General features: G+C 61.6%; 16 protein-coding genes. 11 read left to right on the top strand and 5 right to left on the bottom strand.

Features of this window, described 5'->3' with window-relative positions; translation table 11 throughout:
- Nucleotides 1-338 precede the first annotated feature (338 nt).
- A complete protein-coding gene (locus P3R38_RS24300) occupies nt 339-1,742 on the bottom strand; it encodes a PAAR domain-containing protein (protein WP_277686675.1) in 1,404 nt (467 codons plus the stop codon).
- 333 nt (nt 1,743-2,075) lie between these two features.
- On the opposite strand from P3R38_RS24300, the gene ycaC (P3R38_RS24295) reads away from it, so the two are divergent.
- The 4 genes from ycaC (P3R38_RS24295) (at nt 2,076) to P3R38_RS24280 (ending at nt 6,454) form a co-directional block, all read left to right on the top strand.
- The gene (gene ycaC / locus P3R38_RS24295; protein ID WP_023382993.1) at nt 2,076-2,705 is read left to right on the top strand and encodes an isochorismate family cysteine hydrolase YcaC; all 630 of its coding nucleotides are present in this window, start codon (nt 2,076-2,078) and stop codon (nt 2,703-2,705) included.
- A 116-nt stretch (nt 2,706-2,821) separates the two neighbouring features.
- The gene (locus P3R38_RS24290) at nt 2,822-3,388 is read left to right on the top strand and encodes an antibiotic biosynthesis monooxygenase (RefSeq protein WP_023382998.1); all 567 of its coding nucleotides are present in this window, start codon (nt 2,822-2,824) and stop codon (nt 3,386-3,388) included.
- Between the two features lie 38 nt (nt 3,389-3,426).
- Nucleotides 3,427-4,245, top strand: a complete 819-nt coding sequence (locus P3R38_RS24285; RefSeq protein WP_023382997.1) for an alpha/beta hydrolase — start codon at nt 3,427-3,429, stop codon at nt 4,243-4,245.
- A gap of 370 nt (nt 4,246-4,615) precedes the next feature.
- A complete protein-coding gene (locus P3R38_RS24280) occupies nt 4,616-6,454 on the top strand; it encodes an amidohydrolase (RefSeq protein ID WP_104882325.1) in 1,839 nt (612 codons plus the stop codon).
- Nucleotides 6,455-6,539: 85 nt separating this feature from the next.
- Here P3R38_RS24280 and P3R38_RS24275 read toward each other — a convergent pair whose 3' ends face one another.
- Nucleotides 6,540-7,802, bottom strand: coding sequence for an OprD family porin (locus P3R38_RS24275; protein WP_027907843.1), 1,263 nt, complete (start codon nt 7,800-7,802; stop codon nt 6,540-6,542).
- A gap of 127 nt (nt 7,803-7,929) precedes the next feature.
- Nucleotides 7,930-8,841 carry a LysR substrate-binding domain-containing protein gene (locus P3R38_RS24270; RefSeq protein WP_023382994.1) on the bottom strand — a complete coding sequence of 304 codons (912 nt, stop codon included), beginning with the start codon at nt 8,839-8,841 and terminating at the stop codon, nt 7,930-7,932.
- Between the two features lie 133 nt (nt 8,842-8,974).
- Here P3R38_RS24270 and ycaC (P3R38_RS24265) point away from each other — a divergent pair, with 133 nt between their 5' ends.
- Entirely contained in the window at nt 8,975-9,604 is a 630-nt protein-coding gene (gene ycaC / locus P3R38_RS24265) for an isochorismate family cysteine hydrolase YcaC (protein WP_023382993.1), read from the top strand.
- A gap of 56 nt (nt 9,605-9,660) precedes the next feature.
- Here the strand turns inward: ycaC (P3R38_RS24265) and P3R38_RS24260 are convergent, their stop codons facing one another.
- On the bottom strand, nt 9,661-10,218 hold the full coding sequence (locus P3R38_RS24260) for a WYL domain-containing protein (RefSeq protein WP_023382992.1): 558 nt from the start codon (nt 10,216-10,218) through the stop codon (nt 9,661-9,663).
- Nucleotides 10,219-10,424: 206 nt separating this feature from the next.
- Between P3R38_RS24260 and P3R38_RS24255 the strand changes: the two genes are divergently transcribed.
- The 6 genes from P3R38_RS24255 (at nt 10,425) to P3R38_RS24230 (ending at nt 16,410) form a co-directional block, all read left to right on the top strand.
- Nucleotides 10,425-11,219, top strand: a complete 795-nt coding sequence (locus P3R38_RS24255) for a tetratricopeptide repeat protein (RefSeq protein WP_041925567.1) — start codon at nt 10,425-10,427, stop codon at nt 11,217-11,219.
- 155 nt (nt 11,220-11,374) lie between these two features.
- Nucleotides 11,375-11,827, top strand: coding sequence for a MarR family transcriptional regulator (locus tag P3R38_RS24250; RefSeq protein WP_023382990.1), 453 nt, complete (start codon nt 11,375-11,377; stop codon nt 11,825-11,827).
- A complete protein-coding gene (locus P3R38_RS24245) occupies nt 11,824-13,911 on the top strand; it encodes an FUSC family protein (RefSeq protein ID WP_104883123.1) in 2,088 nt (695 codons plus the stop codon). The genes P3R38_RS24250 and P3R38_RS24245 overlap by 4 nt, the downstream gene beginning before the upstream one ends.
- On the top strand, nt 13,908-14,120 hold the full coding sequence (locus P3R38_RS24240; protein WP_023382988.1) for a DUF1656 domain-containing protein: 213 nt from the start codon (nt 13,908-13,910) through the stop codon (nt 14,118-14,120). The genes P3R38_RS24245 and P3R38_RS24240 overlap by 4 nt, the downstream gene beginning before the upstream one ends.
- Complete coding sequence (locus tag P3R38_RS24235) at nt 14,117-14,992, top strand: HlyD family secretion protein (RefSeq protein WP_023382987.1); 876 nt, start codon at nt 14,117-14,119, stop codon at nt 14,990-14,992. Before P3R38_RS24240 ends, P3R38_RS24235 begins: the two co-directional genes overlap by 4 nt.
- Nucleotides 14,989-16,410, top strand: a complete 1,422-nt coding sequence (locus tag P3R38_RS24230; RefSeq protein ID WP_104883124.1) for an efflux transporter outer membrane subunit — start codon at nt 14,989-14,991, stop codon at nt 16,408-16,410. The genes P3R38_RS24235 and P3R38_RS24230 overlap by 4 nt, the downstream gene beginning before the upstream one ends.
- A 350-nt stretch (nt 16,411-16,760) precedes the next feature.
- On the opposite strand, the gene P3R38_RS24225 is transcribed toward P3R38_RS24230, so the two are convergent.
- Entirely contained in the window at nt 16,761-17,717 is a 957-nt protein-coding gene (locus tag P3R38_RS24225) for an RHS repeat-associated core domain-containing protein (protein WP_277686674.1), read from the bottom strand.
- Nucleotides 17,718-17,739: the final 22 nt, after the last annotated feature.

Genomic DNA, 17,739 nt, shown 5'->3' with positions numbered 1-17,739 from the left:
TGAATCCAATTGTGTTCAGCCAAGATGCAAGGCGAATCTTTCTCCTCAGGTAAAGAGGAATGCCTTTGTAATCCTGAACATCCAGGTTTCCGTTGCGCATGTTAAAGTTCGGAAATGTGATGGCGCCGGCCACGATGAATATAACTAGCATTCTTGAGCTTATGCTACGCTCTCCCCACATGCTCACGGCGAATGAAAGACACGAGCTCCGTTGGAGTGACGAAGTCATCACGTGATAGTGACGAGAGCAGGCAATATGAAGATCAGATGCAAGTCCGCTAAGGCAAAGGCAGATAGGCGAGCCCACCAAAATTAGTTGGGTCTTCAACTCGAGTTGATTAATCATCCTGAATGGCCTCGAATATGATCTCACCAAATGTTTCGCCCGCCTCCATTCCTACAACACTTCCTGCCAAGGCACCAACGCCGGTGAGCGCGACTCCACATATCAGGGCGCCCGGTCCGGTTGCCCCGCAGACTTGTGTCGCCACTAAACCTCCAATTTTCGCTCCCGCCCAGCCCCCCGCCAGACCGACAGAGAAGCTGCCTGCCTCTGCAACTTTTACTTTTTTGCAAGACTTGGTATTCCCCTCGCGGCACACTGCAGAAACTTTTGTTGCGGAGCCAAGACCGCCGACGGCAATCCCTATGTAGCCGCCCGCTTTCAGGTAGGTGGACATTCTCGCCAGTTTGTCCAGGTGCGTAGAATAACCGGGTATTTGTCCTGGTGCACCAGCACTGCGCCAGTGATGAACTAAATTTCTTGATGAAATGCCCAGGTCGCGGCGCAGCCTTTCATAATTGCCAAGGTTCAGGTGCTTATTAAGGAAGGTGGCTTTCAGATTTGCATCCAACTGCTTGAGCAGCTTTTTGCGTTCGGCGAAAAACTCCGAGCTGCGCAAATGCCCATACTTGGCAAATTGCTGCTGATGAAGGCTTTCAATATTTTTCAGCGTGGCAGTCAATTCGTCGAGGGCTTTTGCCAGCATCGCCTCGCTCACCCCCATCGCCAGGCTCACCTCACCAAGCAATCCGGCAATGTCGGCCTGATGTTGCATCATGAACTCGGCCTCTTCCGGCGTCAGGCTTGCCAATGCCTCCCGCGCCTGTTTTGCCGCGCTCATCGAATACAGCTCTTCACGGGTGCAAACCGGTCGGCTCAGGCCGTCGCCGATGACGAAGATCTCTCCTGCCTTGAACCCTTGCTGATAAGTCGGGTTCAGGCGCTGCAGAATCGAGCTCGGCAGGTTCGCCTGCGGCGCGCCGAGCTCAATCAGAACCTCCTGGTAGGTCATGCACCGCGGCACGATATAGAAGCCAGGCTCCATGCCTTGAGGCGCGGTCGATGATTGAAATGCCGAAGGCCGGTACCTGTTCACGTGCGGGGTTGCCTGGGCTGGGACTTGTGCCTCGACAACGGTTCCAGCCGCCGTCATGCGACGCGGTGCAGGGCCCTGATTCAACGGCGCCAACACGCGGTTGCTGCCCAACGGGCAGCCGCACTTGACCAGCGAGCCGTCCACGGCGGTGGGCCGACCGTCCTGCATCCAACGTTGCTCGCCTTCGATGATGACGCCTTCCTCACCGCAGCGTGGGCAGGCGGTAGTTCGGTCGCCTTCGATCAACCACCGGCGGCCATTGAACGTGCCCCGGGAATGGCTGGCGATGCACGTGGCACCTGTGGTGGTGACGTCGCCGTCGAGGCCTTGGCCGTTACCGAAAATGTTGGTGCGCTGATTCATGTCTCGATTCCCTGAGATGTGAATCCGGCAAGCTATCACTCTGAAGGCCCCTATTTTCGGGAGGGGCAGCGCTTAAGACATGCCTTACGCAAGATGCAGATTGACCTGTAGGAAAGGTCCTGCTTTTAGGGTGAAGGTATCCAAAAGTATGTCGTGTGCGTGGAGCCGAGCGGGTAGGCAACGCTTGTAACGGTGTGCTCAGATCGTTCACATAATGGAACGCTAAAGCCAAAATTCACTATCTTCCGCGCCAAAGGGTCTGGTTTTAATCTTCTCCCATCAACGCGAAACACCCCACTTACTGAAGATCAGAACCCCTTAGGAGCGACGACCATGACCCAGTTCAAATACAACCGCCTGAACAAAGACGACGCTGCCGTGCTGCTGGTCGACCACCAGGCTGGCCTGCTGTCCCTGGTGCGCGACATCGAGCCGGACACGTTCAAGAACAACGTGCTGGCCCTGGCGGACCTGGCCAAGTTCTTCAACCTGCCGACCATTCTCACCACCAGCTTCGAGCAAGGCCCCAATGGCCCACTGGTACCGGAACTCAAGGCGCTGTTCCCGGATGCCCCGTACATTGCCCGCCCTGGTCAGATCAACGCCTGGGACAACGAAGACTTCGTCAAGGCGGTGAAGGCCACCGGCAAGAAGCAGCTGATCATCGCTGGCGTGGTGACCGAAGTGTGCGTGGCGTTCCCGGCGCTGTCGGCCCTGGAGGAAGAATTCGATGTGTTCGTGGTGACCGACGCTTCGGGCACCTTCAACGAGATGACCCGCGATGCTGCCCACAACCGCATGAGCCAGGCGGGTGCGCAAATGATGACCTGGTTCGGCGTGGCCTGTGAGCTGCACCGCGACTGGCGCAACGATATCGAAGGCTTGGCGGCACTGTGCTCGAACCACATCCCGGACTACCGCAACCTGATTACCACCTACAACGCCCTCACCGCCGGCAAGTAAGCCCCGCCGCCCGGGCACCAAGCATCGGTGCCCGGGCAAGGCAGCACACCCATCCAATCCTCAGCCCGTCCGCCGTTGCACAGTGGATGCGGGCAAGCTCATCCCAAGGAACGCCGATGAACACCGCATTCCAAGACAACCGCAACGTGGTGACCCTGGTCATCCAACACAAGGTCCGCGCCGAGTCGCTGGCGGGCTACGAGGCGTGGCTAAAGCGCACGGTCAGCACCGCGCGCCGTCAGCCGGGGCACCTGGATGTCAATGTCATTCGCCCCGACGACGGTGGGCGCCACTTCACCACCGTGGTTCGCTTTGCCGATGCCAGTCTGTTGCAGGCCTGGGTCAACTCGGCCGAACGCCAGGCGCTGGTCGAAGAGGTGCTGCCGCTGCTCGAAGACGGTGACCACACCCAGGTCCACGAAGATCCCGAGTTCTGGTTCACCCCGCCCAGCACCAGCGTTGCACCGCCGCCGCGTTGGAAGCAGGCGCTGCTGACCTACCTGGTGATCTGTCCGATGACTCTGGTCATTCCTCAACTGCTGGCACCCTTGTTCGCGCACTTCCCGCTGTTGGGCGGCCGGGTTACCAGCAACCTGATCGTCAACCTGTTCGTCATCCTGCCCGTGGTGTTCTACATCATGCCTTGGGTAACCCGCCGCTGCGCCAAGTGGCTGCGCGGCTGATTCACACCTCACCTGCAGACTTTCAAGGAGATACCGACATGAGCACACTCGTCACCCGCGATGGCACTTCGATCTATTACAAGGACTGGGGCAGCGGCAAGCCTGTACTGTTCAGCCACGGTTGGCCGCTGGACGCCGACATGTGGGATTCGCAGATGGAGTACCTGGCCAGCCGTGGCTACCGTGCCATCGCCTTCGACCGTCGAGGGTTTGGCCGCTCCGATCAGCCGTGGACCGGTTATGACTACGACACCTTCGCCGATGACATCGCACAACTGATCGAACACCTCGACCTGCGCGAGGTAACCCTGGTGGGCTTCTCGATGGGCGGTGGCGATGTCAGCCGCTACATCGCCCGTCACGGAAGCGCGCGCGTTGCCGGCCTGGTGCTGCTGGGGGCGGTGACGCCAGTGTTTGGCAAGATCGAAAGCAACCAGGAGGGTGTCGACCTTTCGGTGTTCGAAGGCATCAAGGCTGGCCTGCGCGCCGATCGCGCACAGTTCATCGCCGACTTCGCCACGCCATTCTATGGCCTGAACCATGGGCAGCAGGTATCTCAGGGCGTGCAGACCCAGACCCTGAATATCGCCCTGATGGCGTCGATCAAGGGCACCCTCGATTGCGTGACGGCATTCTCCGAGACCGACTTCCGTCCGGATATGGCCAAGATCGATGTGCCAACCCTGGTAATCCACGGGGATGACGACCAGATCGTGCCGTTCGAGACCACCGGCAAGCGTGCCGCGGAACTGATCCGTGGGGCCGAGTTGAAGGTGTACAGCGGTGCACCGCACGGCTTTGCGGTGACCCATGCCCAACAGCTGAACGAAGACCTGCTGGCGTTCCTGCAGCGCTGAAGGCGGGGCCGCTGTGCGGCCCATCGCCAGCGAGTCGGCTCCCGCATCGATCGTGTCGTCACTGGGATCCGCGGGAGTCGGCTTGCCGGCCAAAGGGCTGGGGCAGGCGGCACGAATCCGAGTGGTTGCTAGTCTTCAACCACTTCACCGCACATCCATCCAATCCTTAGCCCGGCGCGAACCGGCATGCTCGGCAGTCGCCTGCCGCCCCAGCCAGACGGAGAAGACCATGTCCCAGGACCCCAACGACAAGACCCGTCGCCAGTTCATCGCCACCAGCACCCTGCTCGGTGCCGCTGGCGCGCTCTGGTCCGCATTGCCCTTTACCGGCCAAGCCGGTTCCGCTCACGCATCGACCCAAGGAGGTTCCATGATCGCCGACCTGATTCTGTTCAACGGCAAACTGCACACCGTTGACCGCGAAAAGCCCACCGCGACTGCCGTCGCCATCAAGGATGGCCGCTTCATCGCCGTGGGCAACGACGCCGAGGCCATGGCCCACAAGGGCTCCGCCACGCAGATCATCGACCTCAAGCAACGCACCGTGATCCCCGGCCTCAATGACTCGCACCTGCACCTGATCCGTGGTGGCCTGAACTACAACCTCGAACTGCGTTGGGAAGGCGTGCCATCGCTGGCCGATGCCCTGCGCATGCTCAAGGATCAGGCCGAGCGTACGCCAAGCCCGCAGTGGGTGAGGGTGGTGGGCGGCTGGAACGAATTCCAGTTCGCTGAAAAACGCATGCCGACCCTGGAGGAAATCAACCAGGCCGCACCCGACACCCCGGTGTTCCTGTTGCACCTCTACGACCGTGCGCTGCTCAATCGCGCAGCGCTCAGGGCCGTGGGCTACACCAAGGATACGCCGAACCCGCCAGGTGGCGAGATCCAGCGCGACAAGTTCGGCAACCCGACCGGCATGCTGATCGCTCGTCCCAACGCCACTATCCTGTATGCCACCCTGGCCAAGGGGCCGAAGCTGCCGCTGGAATACCAGGTCAACTCGACCCGTCAGTTCATGCGTGAGCTCAACCGCCTGGGCTTGACCAGCGCCATCGATGCCGGCGGTGGTTACCAGAACTACCCGGACGACTACCAGGTCATCCAAGAGCTGGCCGACAATGACCAGTTGACCGTGCGGATTGCCTACAACCTGTTCACCCAAAAGCCCAAGGAAGAGCTGGCGGACTTCAAGAACTGGACCACCAAGGTCAAGCCGGGCGACGGCACGGACTTCTTCCGCCACAACGGTGCCGGCGAAATGCTGGTGTTCTCCGCCGCCGACTTCGAAGACTTCCTCGAACCGCGCCCTGACCTGCCGCAGACCATGGAGCAAGAGCTCGAACCGGTGGTGCGTCACCTGGTTGAGCAGCGTTGGCCGTTCCGCCTGCACGCCACCTATGATGAGTCGATCTCGCGCATGCTCGATGTGTTCGAGAAGGTCAACCGCGACATCCCGTTCAACGGCCTGCCGTGGTTCTTCGACCATGCCGAAACCATCTCGCCGAAGAACATCGAGCGCGTGCGCGCCCTGGGCGGTGGCATCGCGATTCAAGACCGCATGGCCTTCCAGGGCGAGTATTTCGTCGACCGCTATGGCGCCAAGGCCGCCGAGAAGACCCCGCCGATCCAGCGCATGCTGGCCGAAGGTATCCCCGTCGGGGCCGGTACCGATGCGACCCGCGTGTCCAGTTACAACCCATGGACCTCACTGTACTGGCTGGTCAGCGGCAAGACCGTTGGAGGCCTGGAGTTGTACCCCGAAGGCCTGAGCCGCGAGACCGCACTGCAGTTGTTCACCCATGGCAGCGCCTGGTTCTCCAGCGAGCAGGGCAAGAAAGGTCAGATCAAGGTCGGCCAGCTGGCAGACCTGGCCGCACTGTCGCTGGACTTCTTCAGCGTCGAGGAAGAAGCCATCAAAGGGATCGAGTCGGTGCTGACCATCGTCGATGGCAAGGTGGTGTACGGCGCGGCAGAGTTCGACAAGCTCGGCCCGGCGCAGGTGCCCGTGCTGCCAGAGTGGTCGCCAGTGGCCAAGGTGCCAGGGCACTGGCGTGCGGGCGCGCCAATGGCGGCGGCCTTGCACCAGTGCGTTGGCCCATGTGGGGTGCATGCCCACAGTCATGAGAAGGCTCGCCATTCCAGTGTGCCGGTCAGTGACTTCCAGGGCTTCTGGGGAGCGTTGGGTTGTTCGTGCTTCGCGTTCTGAGGTAAGCGGGGGCCATCAGGGCCCCCACCGTTGGCAACCTGGCGCCTATACGATCTTGTAGGTGCCGGCTTGCCAGCGATTCAGTTCAGAAAACCCCTTTGAGCGGGTATTCGATGATGAGGTACAGGCGGTCGATATCGTCGCCCGCCTGGGCCTCGTTGGCGCGATGGCTGACGTGGGACAGCGACACGCCGAGGTCCTTGGCAGCGCCGGACTGCACCACGTACTTGAGGTCCAGGTCACGCTCCCAGTGGCGCCCTCCTTTGCCCTGTTGCGACACATAGGCACCCGCCGCCGGAGCATGGCTGCCATCGATGCCGCGCCCGCTGACGTAGCGCCCCATCACGCTCAGGCCGGGCACACCGAGGGTGGCGAAATCCAGGTCGTAGCGCAGTTGCCACGAGCGTTCGCCGGGTCCGTTGAAGTCTGCATACTTGATCGAGTTGGCGAGGTAGATGGAGTCGCCGCCGACGAAGTCGAACGGGGTGTCGCCCTCGACCTTCTGATAGGCAAGGGTCACGGCCTGGGCGCCGGCTCTGTACTTGGCCGCCAGACTGTAAGCCAGGGTGTCGATGTTGCCTGCACTGGCTGCACCGGTATCGCGGGTGTGATAGAGGTTGCCGTCCAGCCGCCAGCGGCCTTCCGCCAGGTTCAGGTTGAGGTAGGCCTGGTTCCAGGTGTCCTGCAGCTGCGAGGCGAACAGTGCTCCGCCAAACGGACCGTTGGGGGCGAAAGTGACACCCGCCAGGCTGATCGCGCGCCCATGGGTGCTGGCGCCGTAGCCGGCGAAGTCGTCGTGCGTCGAACTGTTGTCTTGATTATTGAACGCGGTGAATCGCCCGGCTTGCACGCGCCAGTCGGTTAAGTCGGTGTTTTCCAGTAGCCAGCCTGTGGCGTACTCCGGGTGCAGGCGCTTATCGCCGGTATCGAACACTGGCGTTTCCACTGTCATTTCGCCATAGCGCAGCACGGTGTTGCCCAGGCGCATTTTCAGCGCAGCGCCTGCGCTGGAGTAGTCAGACTCAGCGCGCCCGTCGCTGTCTCGGGGCAACAGACCCGTGCCGGCGTGACCGCGTCCACCGTCGAGCTTGAGCCCCAGGAAACCGTGGGCATCCACACCGAGGCCGACCGTGCCCTCGGTGAAGCCCGAGCGAATTTCACCGATGAAACCCTGGGCCCATTCCTGGCGATAGCTTTGGCCGCTGGGTGACGGCGAGCGGAAGTCACTGTGCAAGAAATAGTTGCGGCTGAGCAGTGACCAGCCTGGCTCGTCGGCCAGTGCAAAAGCAGGGCCGAGGGCGGCGAAGGCGATCAGCAGGGCGCGAGGGGGTAAGGTTCCGTTATGCATGAGCCGGGACTGTGCACCAGCGACGTGTGAGGTTCTTGTATGGGTGTGCTGGCCTCATCACGGGCAAGAGGCATTGGGCCGCTCCCGTGGGAGCCTGCTTGCCGGCGATAAGGCCAGGGGACCCGAATCAAGCCATGTCGCTGGCCGCGAACTCTTCCGCCAGATGATCGATCAACGACCGCACCGAAGGCAGCAAGCCCCGCCGCGACGGGAAGATCGCGTGCACGATACCGCAGCGCGGGTGCCACTGCGGCAGCAACTCCACCAGCCGCCCCTCGGCCAGGTCCTCGCGCACCGCTACCCGTGGCAAGTGGGCGATACCCACGCCAGCCACGACGAAGTGGCGTAGCGCGAACAAGTCGTCAGTGACCATGCGCGGTGTATGCGGGATCACCAGGCTGTGCGTCATGTCCTCGCCCTGGAACAGTTCCCACTGATACTCGCGCTGGGCGCTGCCCCAATGCAGGCTGGGAAGTTCGCCGAGTTTTCGCGGGTCGAAGCCCTCTGGCAGTTGTTCCAGAAAGGCTGGGTGCCCGACCAGGCACTGGGTGCTGTTGCTCAGCACCTTCATCACCATGTCGGTGTTCTCCAGCGGTGGAAAACGCACGCGCAGGGCGACGTCGAAACCTTCATGAAGCAGGTCGACGCGGCGGTTGGTGCTCTCGATGAACAGCTCCACTTGCGGGTACTTGAGCATGTAGCGGGTCAGCATGGGGCCGACCCAGGAGTTGAGCAGCGTGGTCGGGCAGCTGATGCGCACCAGACCGCGTGGTTCGCTGCGGTTGCGTTCGATGATCTCCGCTGCGCCTTCGGCCTCGACCCGCATGGCCAGGCATCGGTTGTAGTAGGCCTGGCCGATCTCGGTCAGCGAACAGTGCCGGCTGGTGCGGTGCAACAAGCGCACACCCAGGCGGTCCTCAAGGTCGGCGATGCGCCGGCTGAGCTTGGATTTGGGCATGTCCAGCGCTCGCCCTGCGGGAGCGAATCCACCGTGCTCGACCACTTGGGTGAAGTAGTAGAGGGAGTTGAGGTCTTCCAATGATCGTTCTCCAAATGGAACGCTAAGGGCAATTTTCGCAGTCTACCGCGCCAAAGGTGATGAATCTAATCTTCTCCCATCAACGCGAAACACCCCACTTACTGAAGATCAGAACCCCTTAGGAGCGACGACCATGACCCAGTTCAAATACAACCGCCTGAACAAAGACGACGCTGCCGTGCTGCTGGTCGACCACCAGGCTGGCCTGCTGTCCCTGGTGCGCGACATCGAGCCGGACACGTTCAAGAACAACGTGCTGGCCCTGGCGGACCTGGCCAAGTTCTTCAACCTGCCGACCATTCTCACCACCAGCTTCGAGCAAGGCCCCAACGGCCCACTGGTACCGGAACTCAAGGCGCTGTTCCCGGATGCCCCGTACATTGCCCGCCCTGGTCAGATCAACGCCTGGGACAACGAAGACTTCGTCAAGGCGGTGAAGGCCACCGGCAAGAAGCAGCTGATCATCGCTGGCGTGGTGACCGAAGTGTGCGTGGCGTTCCCGGCGCTGTCGGCCCTGGAGGAAGAATTCGATGTGTTCGTGGTGACCGACGCTTCGGGCACCTTCAACGAGATGACCCGCGATGCTGCCCACAACCGCATGAGCCAGGCGGGTGCGCAAATGATGACCTGGTTCGGCGTGGCCTGTGAGCTGCACCGCGACTGGCGCAACGATATCGAAGGCTTGGCGGCACTGTGCTCGAACCACATCCCGGACTACCGCAACCTGATCACCACCTACAACGCCCTCACCGCCGGCAAATAACGCCAAAGCGCTTGAAGGATGAGGCCGGCCCCTGTCGCAGGGGCCGGCTTTTTCGTTCAGCCCTGGTAGCGCGCTGCTGCCTTGTTCAAGGTGTTGGCAACTTCCTGCCGCAATTCGATCGGCAGCTCCACTTCGATCTGGTCGCCCTGGCTCAACAGCCACCATCGCAGCGGCCAGCCATCACTTAAGGTGGCCTGCAGCCGGTGCCCCTGGTCGAGGGCTGTCAGTCGCATGTCGGCACACAGCGGGGACTCACGCAGTTGGCGTGCCAGCGTGTCGCTGATCCATAGTTGCACTTCCAGGCCATCGCCCTGTGGCGGCTGCAAGGCATCGCCACGCAGGTACCCTTGCAGATCGAAGTTGCCGCGCAGGTCGCCCACGGGATTGGCCGACCAATGCCAACCGAACGGAATGCTCTTGTCATTGCGCTCAAGCGGGAAGATCAGCGACAGCTCGTTAAGGTCGCGCTCGACCGTGCGCTTGCTGACATTGAAGCCTACATCACGCAGGCGCCAGACCAGTTCGGCGCTGGTGGTTCCGGGGGAGCGGCTGGGTAGCTGGCGCAGCAGCGCCCACTGACGGCTAAGGGTGGCGCGGGTGGTGGCGAACGGCAAAAGATAACGTCCTTGTCTAGGCTTGCCGCACTAGGATGGCGGCACGGGCGCGGCATGGCAATTGGCCATTGATTGATCAGATCAACGATCGTGCATTTGGTTGCCTGTGCTTGAATCGTTCGCGACAGGTTCTGTCGTGGTGTCGCGCAGAATCACGCCTCATCACAGCCGAGGTCGGGACTGTGGGTCGTTCAATGAGGATGAACATGTCTGCTGCCAGCAATATCCATTCGCTGCTCGCCCGTCTTCTGCCTGAGCGGGTCTTCTCGTCTCCAATCCCCGCCCAGAGGCGGCTCCGTCAGTTCGCAGGCGTTGGGATGCCCAGCCAACGGGCGTTACTGGTCCGCCGTCTGGACGAAGCGGTCGACGTGCAAGTGGTGTACGACGATCTCCGGCGTCAGGCATTGCAAGGGAATGTTGCCGCACTCAATGACCTGGGCTGGATCTGGCTCAACGGCAAGTACTGGCACGCCGATACCGATCTGGCCGGACACCTGCTGCGCATGGCGGCATTGCAGGGTCATCCGGTGGCCTGGTTCAACCTCGGGCAGCAGCATTATTTCGGCAAGGGCGTCGCGACCTCCTACGTGCAAGCAGCCGAGTGCTATCGACAGGCGTTCGAGCGCGGCGTTTTGCAGGCTGCCGCTGCGCTGGCCGATCTGTACGAGGAAGAGGTCTGCGATGAGCAGTTGGCCTGGCAGGTCGACTTTCCCCAGGCCTACCAGTGGTTTCTTCGGGGGGCCGAGCAGGGTGAGGCGCGCTGTCGGTTCGAGGTGGGGTACCGGCTGCTGCATGGCTTGACGGTGGCGCGCGATGTGAAGGCGGCCTTGTACTGGCTGGAGCTGGCGGCGGCGGCGGGGGTGATGCAAGCGGCCGAGGAGCTGGCCGTACATTTCAGCCGCAGCGACAGTGCGCGTTACCTCGACTGGCGCGACCGAGCGGTGCGATTGGGCAGTAGCCTGGCGCTGGCGATGAAGCTGGAGGACCAGGTACAGACCTGATCCGCCCGGCTTGGCGGCGATATCCCGAGCAGGCCCGGGGAACTGTCGAATAAAAAACAATTCATCCAGGCTGTCCGTCGCCCACGGTTGACGACAGGGGGAGGGCGAAGCGTATATTGATAGTTAGCAAACTATGAATATGTTCGGTTTCTCTCATGACGCTCGATGCACTGCACCTGAAAGTCAGTAGCGGTATGGTCGTGGCCGCCCGCCATTGGCGGCGGATCTGCCATGCCGCGCTGACCAGCTACGGCATTTCCGAGGCCTGTGCCGCGCCTTTGCTGATGATCGTGCGCCTGGGCGATGGGGTGCACCAGGTGGCGGTGGCTCAGGCTGCGGGCCTGGAAAGCCCGTCGCTGGTGCGCCTGCTCGACCAGCTGTGCAAGGCCGGCCTGGTGTGCCGCAGCGAAGACCCTCTGGACCGTCGCGCCAAGGCCTTGAGCCTCACGGCTGAAGGTCGCGCACTGGCCGAGGCCATCGAAACCGAGCTGGTGCGTCTGCGTCGCGACGTACTGCACGGCATCGACCAGGCAGATCTTGAAGCCACCCTGCGGGTGCTGGGCGCGTTCGAGGCTGCTGGTCTGGGCACGGTCGGCGGGGTGGCATGAACGGTTTCTTCAGCTCAGTGCCCCCGGCCCGCGACTGGTTCTACGGCGTGCGTACCTTTGCCGCGTCGATGATCGCACTGTACATCGCTCTCTACATGGAGCTGCCACGCCCCTACTGGGCCATGGCCACGGTCTACATCGTCTCCAGTCCCTTCGTCGGTCCGACCAGTTCCAAGGCGCTGTACCGTGCCTTGGGTACCCTGCTTGGGGCGGGCGGGGCAATCTTTCTGGTGCCGCCGCTGGTCCAGTCGCCCTTGCTGTTGAGCACCGCTATCGCGCTGTGGACCGGCACCCTGCTGTTCCTCTCGCTGAACCTGCGCACCGCCAACAACTATGTGCTGATGCTGGCCGGCTACACCTTGCCGATGATCGCCCTGGCGGTGGTCGACAACCCTACGGCGGTGTTCGACGTGGCCTCTTCACGGGCACAGGAAATCTGCCTGGGTATCGTCTGTGCAGCGGTGGTGGGCGCAATCTTCTGGCCTCGCCGCCTGGCACCGGTGGTGGTCGGCTCGACCGGCAATTGGTTCAACGAAGCGATCCGCTACAGCGATACTTACCTGGCGCGCGAAGCCGCCGCCGACAAGGTAGGCGGCATGCGGGCTTCCATGGTGGCGACTTTCAACACCCTGGAAATGATGATCGGCCAGCTCGGCCACGAAGGCGCCGGGCCTCACACCCTGAAGAACGCGCGTGAATTGCGTGGGCGGATGATCCACCTGCTGCCTGTGATCGATGCCCTGGACGATGCCCTGGTCGCCCTCGAAGGTCGGGCCCCGGCACAGTTCGCTCAATTGCAGCCGGTGCTCGGCGCGGCCCGCCAGTGGCTCGAAGGGACCGCCAAGGACGCCTCGCTGGCCCGCTGGACCGTCTTGCATGAACAGATAGATCGCCTGCAACCCAGCGCAGCGGCGCTGGATCAGCGCGCCGAGTTGCTGCTGTCCAACGCGCTGTATCGCCTGACCGAGTGGGTCGACCTCTGGCAGGATTGCTGCGCCCTGCAGCATGCCCTGCGTCTGGATGACGCCACGCCTTGGCGTGCCACCTACCGTCATTGGCGCCTGGGTCGCCTGACCCCGTTCTTCGACCGTGGCCTGATGCTCTATTCGGTGTTCTCCACCGTGACCGCGATCATCGTCGCCAGCGGCCTGTGGATTCTGCTGGGCTGGAACGATGGTGGCAGCGCGGTGATCCTTGCTGCCGTTGCCTGCAGCTTCTTCGCCGCCATGGACGACCCCGCGCCGCAGATCTACCGGTTCTTCTTCTGGACGCTGATGTCGGTGATTTTCTCCAGTGTCTACCTGTTCCTGGTGCTGCCCAATCTGCACGACTTCCCGATGTTGGTACTGGCCTTTGCCGTTCCGTTCATCTGCGTCGGCACGCTGACGGTGCAGCCGCGCTTCTATCTCGGCACCTTACTGACCATCGTCAACACCGCGACCTTCATCAGCATCCAGGGCGCCTACGACGCGGACTTCCTGACCTTCATCAACGCCAACCTGGCCGGCCCCGTTGGCTTGCTGTTCGCCTTCATCTGGACCCTGCTGCTGCGTCCGTTCGGCGTGGAACTGGCCGCCAAGCGCATGACCCGGTTCGCCTGGCGCGACATTGTCGAGATGACCCAGTCGGCGACCTTGGCCGAACACCGCCAGGTCGGCGTGCAGATGCTCGACCGCCTGATGCAGCACCTGCCGCGCCTGTCGCAGACCGGACAGGACAGCGGCGTGGCGCTGCGTGACCTGCGCGTGGGCCTGAACCTGCTCGACCTGCTGGCCTACATGCCCCGTGTCGGCCCACAGGCCCGCGAGCGGCTTGAGACGGTGATCCACGAAGTCGGTGCCCATTACGCCGCCTGCCTGCGCGCCAACCGCCGCCTGCATGCGCCAGCAGAACTGCTGCGCAGCATGGAGTACGCCCGCCAGGGCCTGGCGCTGGACGAGCACAACGACCGTGGCGATGCCCGCGTGCATCTGCTGCACGCCCTGAGCGGCCTGCGCCTGGCCTTGTTGCCGGGTGTGGAGGTCATGCTCGAACCAACCGAACAACCGCAACTGCCCGAAGGCATCGATGGAGCGCCCCTGTGATCGGTGATCTGGATATCAGCGGGGTATTCCTGCCCACGCTGCTGGTGATGATGGTGTTCACCTACTTGCTGTTCCTGGGCGTGCACGCCGTGCTGGTGCGCCTGCATTTCTACCGCCTGGTCTGGCACCGGGCGTTGTTCAACGTTGCCCTGTATGCCGTGCTGCTGGGCGCGGTCGACCACTTTTGCCGAAACCTGATGCTGCCATGAAAAAACCTTTGCTGACCCTGGGCCGCGTGGTCCTGACCTTGCTGGTAGTGAGCTTCGCCGCCGTGCTCGTGTGGCAGATGGTGGTGTACTACCTGTTCGCCCCCTGGACTCGCGACGGCCATATCCGCGCCGACGTGATCCAGATCGCCCCAGATGTATCGGGGTTGATCCAGAAGGTCGAGGTGCGCGACAACCAGGTGGTCAAGCGCGGCGACGTGCTGTTCACCATCGATCAGGACCGCTTTACCCTGGCCTTGCGCCAGGCCAAGGCGACCCTGGCCGAGCGTTCGGAAACCCTGGCCCAGGCCTCCCGCGAGGCGCAGCGTAACCGCAAGTTGGGCAACCTGGTGGCGGCCGAGCAGTTGGAAGAAAGCCAGTCCCGCGAGGCCCGTGCCCGCTCGGCGGTGAACGAGGCCCAGGTGGCGGTCGACAGCGCCCAGCTCAACCTCGATCGCTCCGTGGTTCGCAGCCCTGTGGACGGGTACCTCAACGACCGTGCGCCGCGAAATCATGAGTTCGTCACTGCTGGCCGCCCAGTGCTGTCGGTGGTCGACAGTGCCTCGTACCACGTCGATGGTTACTTCGAGGAAACCAAGCTCGGTGGCATCCACATCGGCGATGCCGTGGACATTCGCGTGATGGGCGACAACACCCGTCTTCGCGGCCATGTGCAGAGCTTCGCCGCCGCCATCGAAGACCGCGACCGCAGCAGCGGTGCCAACCTGCTGCCTAACGTCAACCCTGCGTTCAGCTGGGTACGCCTGGCCCAACGGATTCCGGTGCGTATCGCCTTCGACGAAGTGCCGGAAGACTTCCGCATGATCGCCGGTCGCACCGCGACCGTCTCGATCATCGAGGGCCAGCGCCCATGAAACAGTTGATCCTGGCCGGTTTGTGCCTGTCTCTGGGTGCCTGCATGATGGTTGGCCCGGACTATGACGTGCCGAAGGACGCGGCACTGCAGCGCCGCGACCTCAACGGCCCGTTGCGCCAGGATGCCGACAGCGTGGTATCGGCGCCGGTGCCCGAGGACTGGTGGCAGCTGTATCAGGATCAGCGGCTCAATGCGTTGGTGCGCCAGGCGTTGAGTGCCAACACCGAGCTGCGCGTGGCGGCGGCCAACATCGCCAAGGCCCGTGCCCAGGTTGAAGTGGCTGAATCGCAGGGTGGTTTCAATGGGGGGGTGAAGCTCGGCGCGCAGCGCTTGCAGGAGTCCGGCGAGGCGTTCCTGCTGAGTGAAAAAGTGCCGGTGGCCAACATCGGCGAAGCGATCATCAGCGCGTCCTACCAGTTCGACCTGTGGGGTACCTTCAAGCGAGGTACCGAAGCGGCCAAGGCCAATGCCGACGCCGTGCAGGCCGCTGCCGATACCGCCCGTATCACGCTGGTGGCCGATGTGGTCAAGGCCTATACCCAGGTGTGCTCGGCTAACGAGGAGTACCACATTGCCCGTGAGTCGCTGGATTTGCAGCAGCAGAGCGTCGAGCTGAACCAGCGCCTGCGCGATGCTGGCCGGGGTGACGAAACCCAGGTGACCCGTTCGCAAACCCAGTTCAAGTCGTTGCGCGCCGAGTTGCCGCGCTTCACGGCCGAGCGGGAGACGGGCTTGTACACCTTGGCGGCGCTGCTGGCCAAGCCGGTCGACCAACTGCCGGCCGGGACGGCCGATTGCGCGGAATTGCCGCACCTTGCCCAGCGGGTGCCGGTGGGTGACGGCGCCGCACTGCTCAAACGCCGCCCCGACGTGCGTCAGGCGGAACGTCAGCTGGCTGCTGCAACGGCCAACATCGGCGTGGCCACCGGCGCGTTGTACCCGGACATCAGCATCGGCGCCCAGGTCGGCACCATCGGCATTCTTGAGAATCTTGGCGAACCTGCAACCAACCGCTGGGGCTTCGGGCCACAGGTCAGCTGGACCATTCCCACCAACGGCACCCGCGCCCGCATCCGCATGGCCGAAGCCTCGACCCAGGCGGCACTGGCGCACTTCGATGGCGTGGTGTTGAACGCTATCCGCGAGACCCAGACGCGGTTGGCCCAGTACAGCGCGCTGCTTGATCGTCGAGATGCCCTGGCCGAGGCTGAAAAGTCGGCCAAGGAAGCGGCTGAACAGACGCACCGGTATTACCTGGCTGGACGTGAGTCGTTCCTGGCGGATTTGCAGGCGACACGGACCTACACCGACATGCGGGCGCAGTTGGCGGCAGCCAACAGCCAGGTGGTGTTGGGGCAGATTGGGGTGTTCCTGGCGTTGGGTGGTGGATGGAAAGGAGCCGCTGTGGACCAGTAATCTTGGGTTTAGCAGTACAAGTCGGTATCTGGTGATATCCCTCCACTTTTCAACGACAGGGGAGGCCGGCGGGGATGGTGGCCTTCGCGGATTTTGCTGCACCGGGCTTGATACGCGTTGCCGTGAGCAAGAATATTCGCCTGCTGTGCCGGGTGGTTCGCTAAACGGGTATGACTCCCTTAATACTGAACTGTTTTCGACTTTAGGCCAATCGCGCTAATGCACATCCCGAACAAATTTGCATGCCCAGCCCGGTGAGTTTGCTGGTGTACACGAGATCGTAAGCACTTATCTGAGTCATGGTGCGGAGGACTTGTTGAGGGGCGAACGGAGGGCTATTCCAGCACAGGTCAGACCGCATGTGCCGGTTTGAGCAGAGAAGCGCGAATCGAAGCATTGGCCTGCGGTGTTCCGAACAGTCTATTAGCTATGTCACTTACACTATGCTGAAATCCATTCCCTAACGTGTACGGATGTAGATGTTCTTCGGGAGGTAATCCACGGTTGGTGGAGATGCGGTGTATGATGGCTTCATATTTTATGAAATCCCTTATTTTTTTTGCGGCTTCAATTTCTTGTTTTTCTGTTTTTGCAACCTTATTAGGAAGGTTTGCAAAGGCAGTCGCAGATTGGCTTTTCGCAAGGCGTAGGTCTGTCGAAATGGTTTTGTGTTCTGGTATTTTTTTTATGATGGCCTGAAGTTCTCCTTTGAAGACTTCTGATTGTATTTTTCTTGTCCTTTGAACGCCTTGTGTTTGACTTTTTTGTTGTAGTGAAGAGGTGGCAATATTGGATTTCTTCGAAGTCTGCTCTAAAGGGGAGCGAGGTTTTAGTGTCGGATTTTTAGTCCGCGTGCGTCCACTAGGGTCGGTATAATTTATCGGGTCGCCCCCGCAATAACAATATGAGTTGATGCCGCCTGAGCTAAATGGGGATAAATTGTCGGGCGAGCAGAATACTCCTAATTTTGGGTTATAATTGCGTTGCCCATTTCCGAGCGCATAAGTTCCGCTCGGCTGCCATGGCTGGCCGTTGAAGCCGAGAGATGAAAGCGGGTTTTTAGCAAGAGCACTATGTCCGTAAGGAGTATAGTTAAGGTTCTGTGCTCTAGTGTGGTGAGTTTGCAGGATAGAATATTTTTGATCGCTCGCTAGCATTGATAGCTTGTGAGCATGTTCTTGTTGGTGCAGCTCAGCCAATGGTAAGTTTTCATTTCGAAAAATAGAATTGGATGTGCTGTCGGACAACACAAGGCTGAGCTGTTCGTGCTGATAGAAGAGTTGTGATAAGGTTTTTTTACGTTCCATGATGAATCCCAACGACAATCTG

It is taken from the genome of Pseudomonas sp. NyZ480 (assembly GCF_029537255.1).
GTDB lineage: Bacteria > Pseudomonadota > Gammaproteobacteria > Pseudomonadales > Pseudomonadaceae > Aquipseudomonas > Aquipseudomonas taiwanensis.
Note: the sequence above shows the minus strand (reverse complement) of the source record. Positions and strands in the feature narration are given on the sequence as shown.

What these genes read in the sequence shown, in the direction of transcription:
- P3R38_RS24300 (WP_277686675.1), bottom strand. Translation starts at nt 1,742, where the DNA reads ATGAATCAGCGCACCAACATTTTCGGTAACGGCCAAGGCCTCGACGGC.
- ycaC (WP_023382993.1), top strand. Translation starts at nt 2,076, where the DNA reads ATGACCCAGTTCAAATACAACCGCCTGAACAAAGACGACGCTGCCGTG.
- P3R38_RS24290 (WP_023382998.1), top strand. Translation starts at nt 2,822, where the DNA reads ATGAACACCGCATTCCAAGACAACCGCAACGTGGTGACCCTGGTCATC.
- P3R38_RS24285 (WP_023382997.1), top strand. Translation starts at nt 3,427, where the DNA reads ATGAGCACACTCGTCACCCGCGATGGCACTTCGATCTATTACAAGGAC.
- P3R38_RS24280 (WP_104882325.1), top strand. Translation starts at nt 4,616, where the DNA reads ATGATCGCCGACCTGATTCTGTTCAACGGCAAACTGCACACCGTTGAC.
- P3R38_RS24275 (WP_027907843.1), bottom strand. Translation starts at nt 7,802, where the DNA reads ATGCATAACGGAACCTTACCCCCTCGCGCCCTGCTGATCGCCTTCGCC.
- ycaC (WP_023382993.1), top strand. Translation starts at nt 8,975, where the DNA reads ATGACCCAGTTCAAATACAACCGCCTGAACAAAGACGACGCTGCCGTG.
- P3R38_RS24255 (WP_041925567.1), top strand. Translation starts at nt 10,425, where the DNA reads ATGTCTGCTGCCAGCAATATCCATTCGCTGCTCGCCCGTCTTCTGCCT.
- P3R38_RS24250 (WP_023382990.1), top strand. Translation starts at nt 11,375, where the DNA reads ATGACGCTCGATGCACTGCACCTGAAAGTCAGTAGCGGTATGGTCGTG.
- P3R38_RS24245 (WP_104883123.1), top strand. Translation starts at nt 11,824, where the DNA reads ATGAACGGTTTCTTCAGCTCAGTGCCCCCGGCCCGCGACTGGTTCTAC.
- P3R38_RS24235 (WP_023382987.1), top strand. Translation starts at nt 14,117, where the DNA reads ATGAAAAAACCTTTGCTGACCCTGGGCCGCGTGGTCCTGACCTTGCTG.
- P3R38_RS24230 (WP_104883124.1), top strand. Translation starts at nt 14,989, where the DNA reads ATGAAACAGTTGATCCTGGCCGGTTTGTGCCTGTCTCTGGGTGCCTGC.
- P3R38_RS24225 (WP_277686674.1), bottom strand. Translation starts at nt 17,717, where the DNA reads ATGGAACGTAAAAAAACCTTATCACAACTCTTCTATCAGCACGAACAG.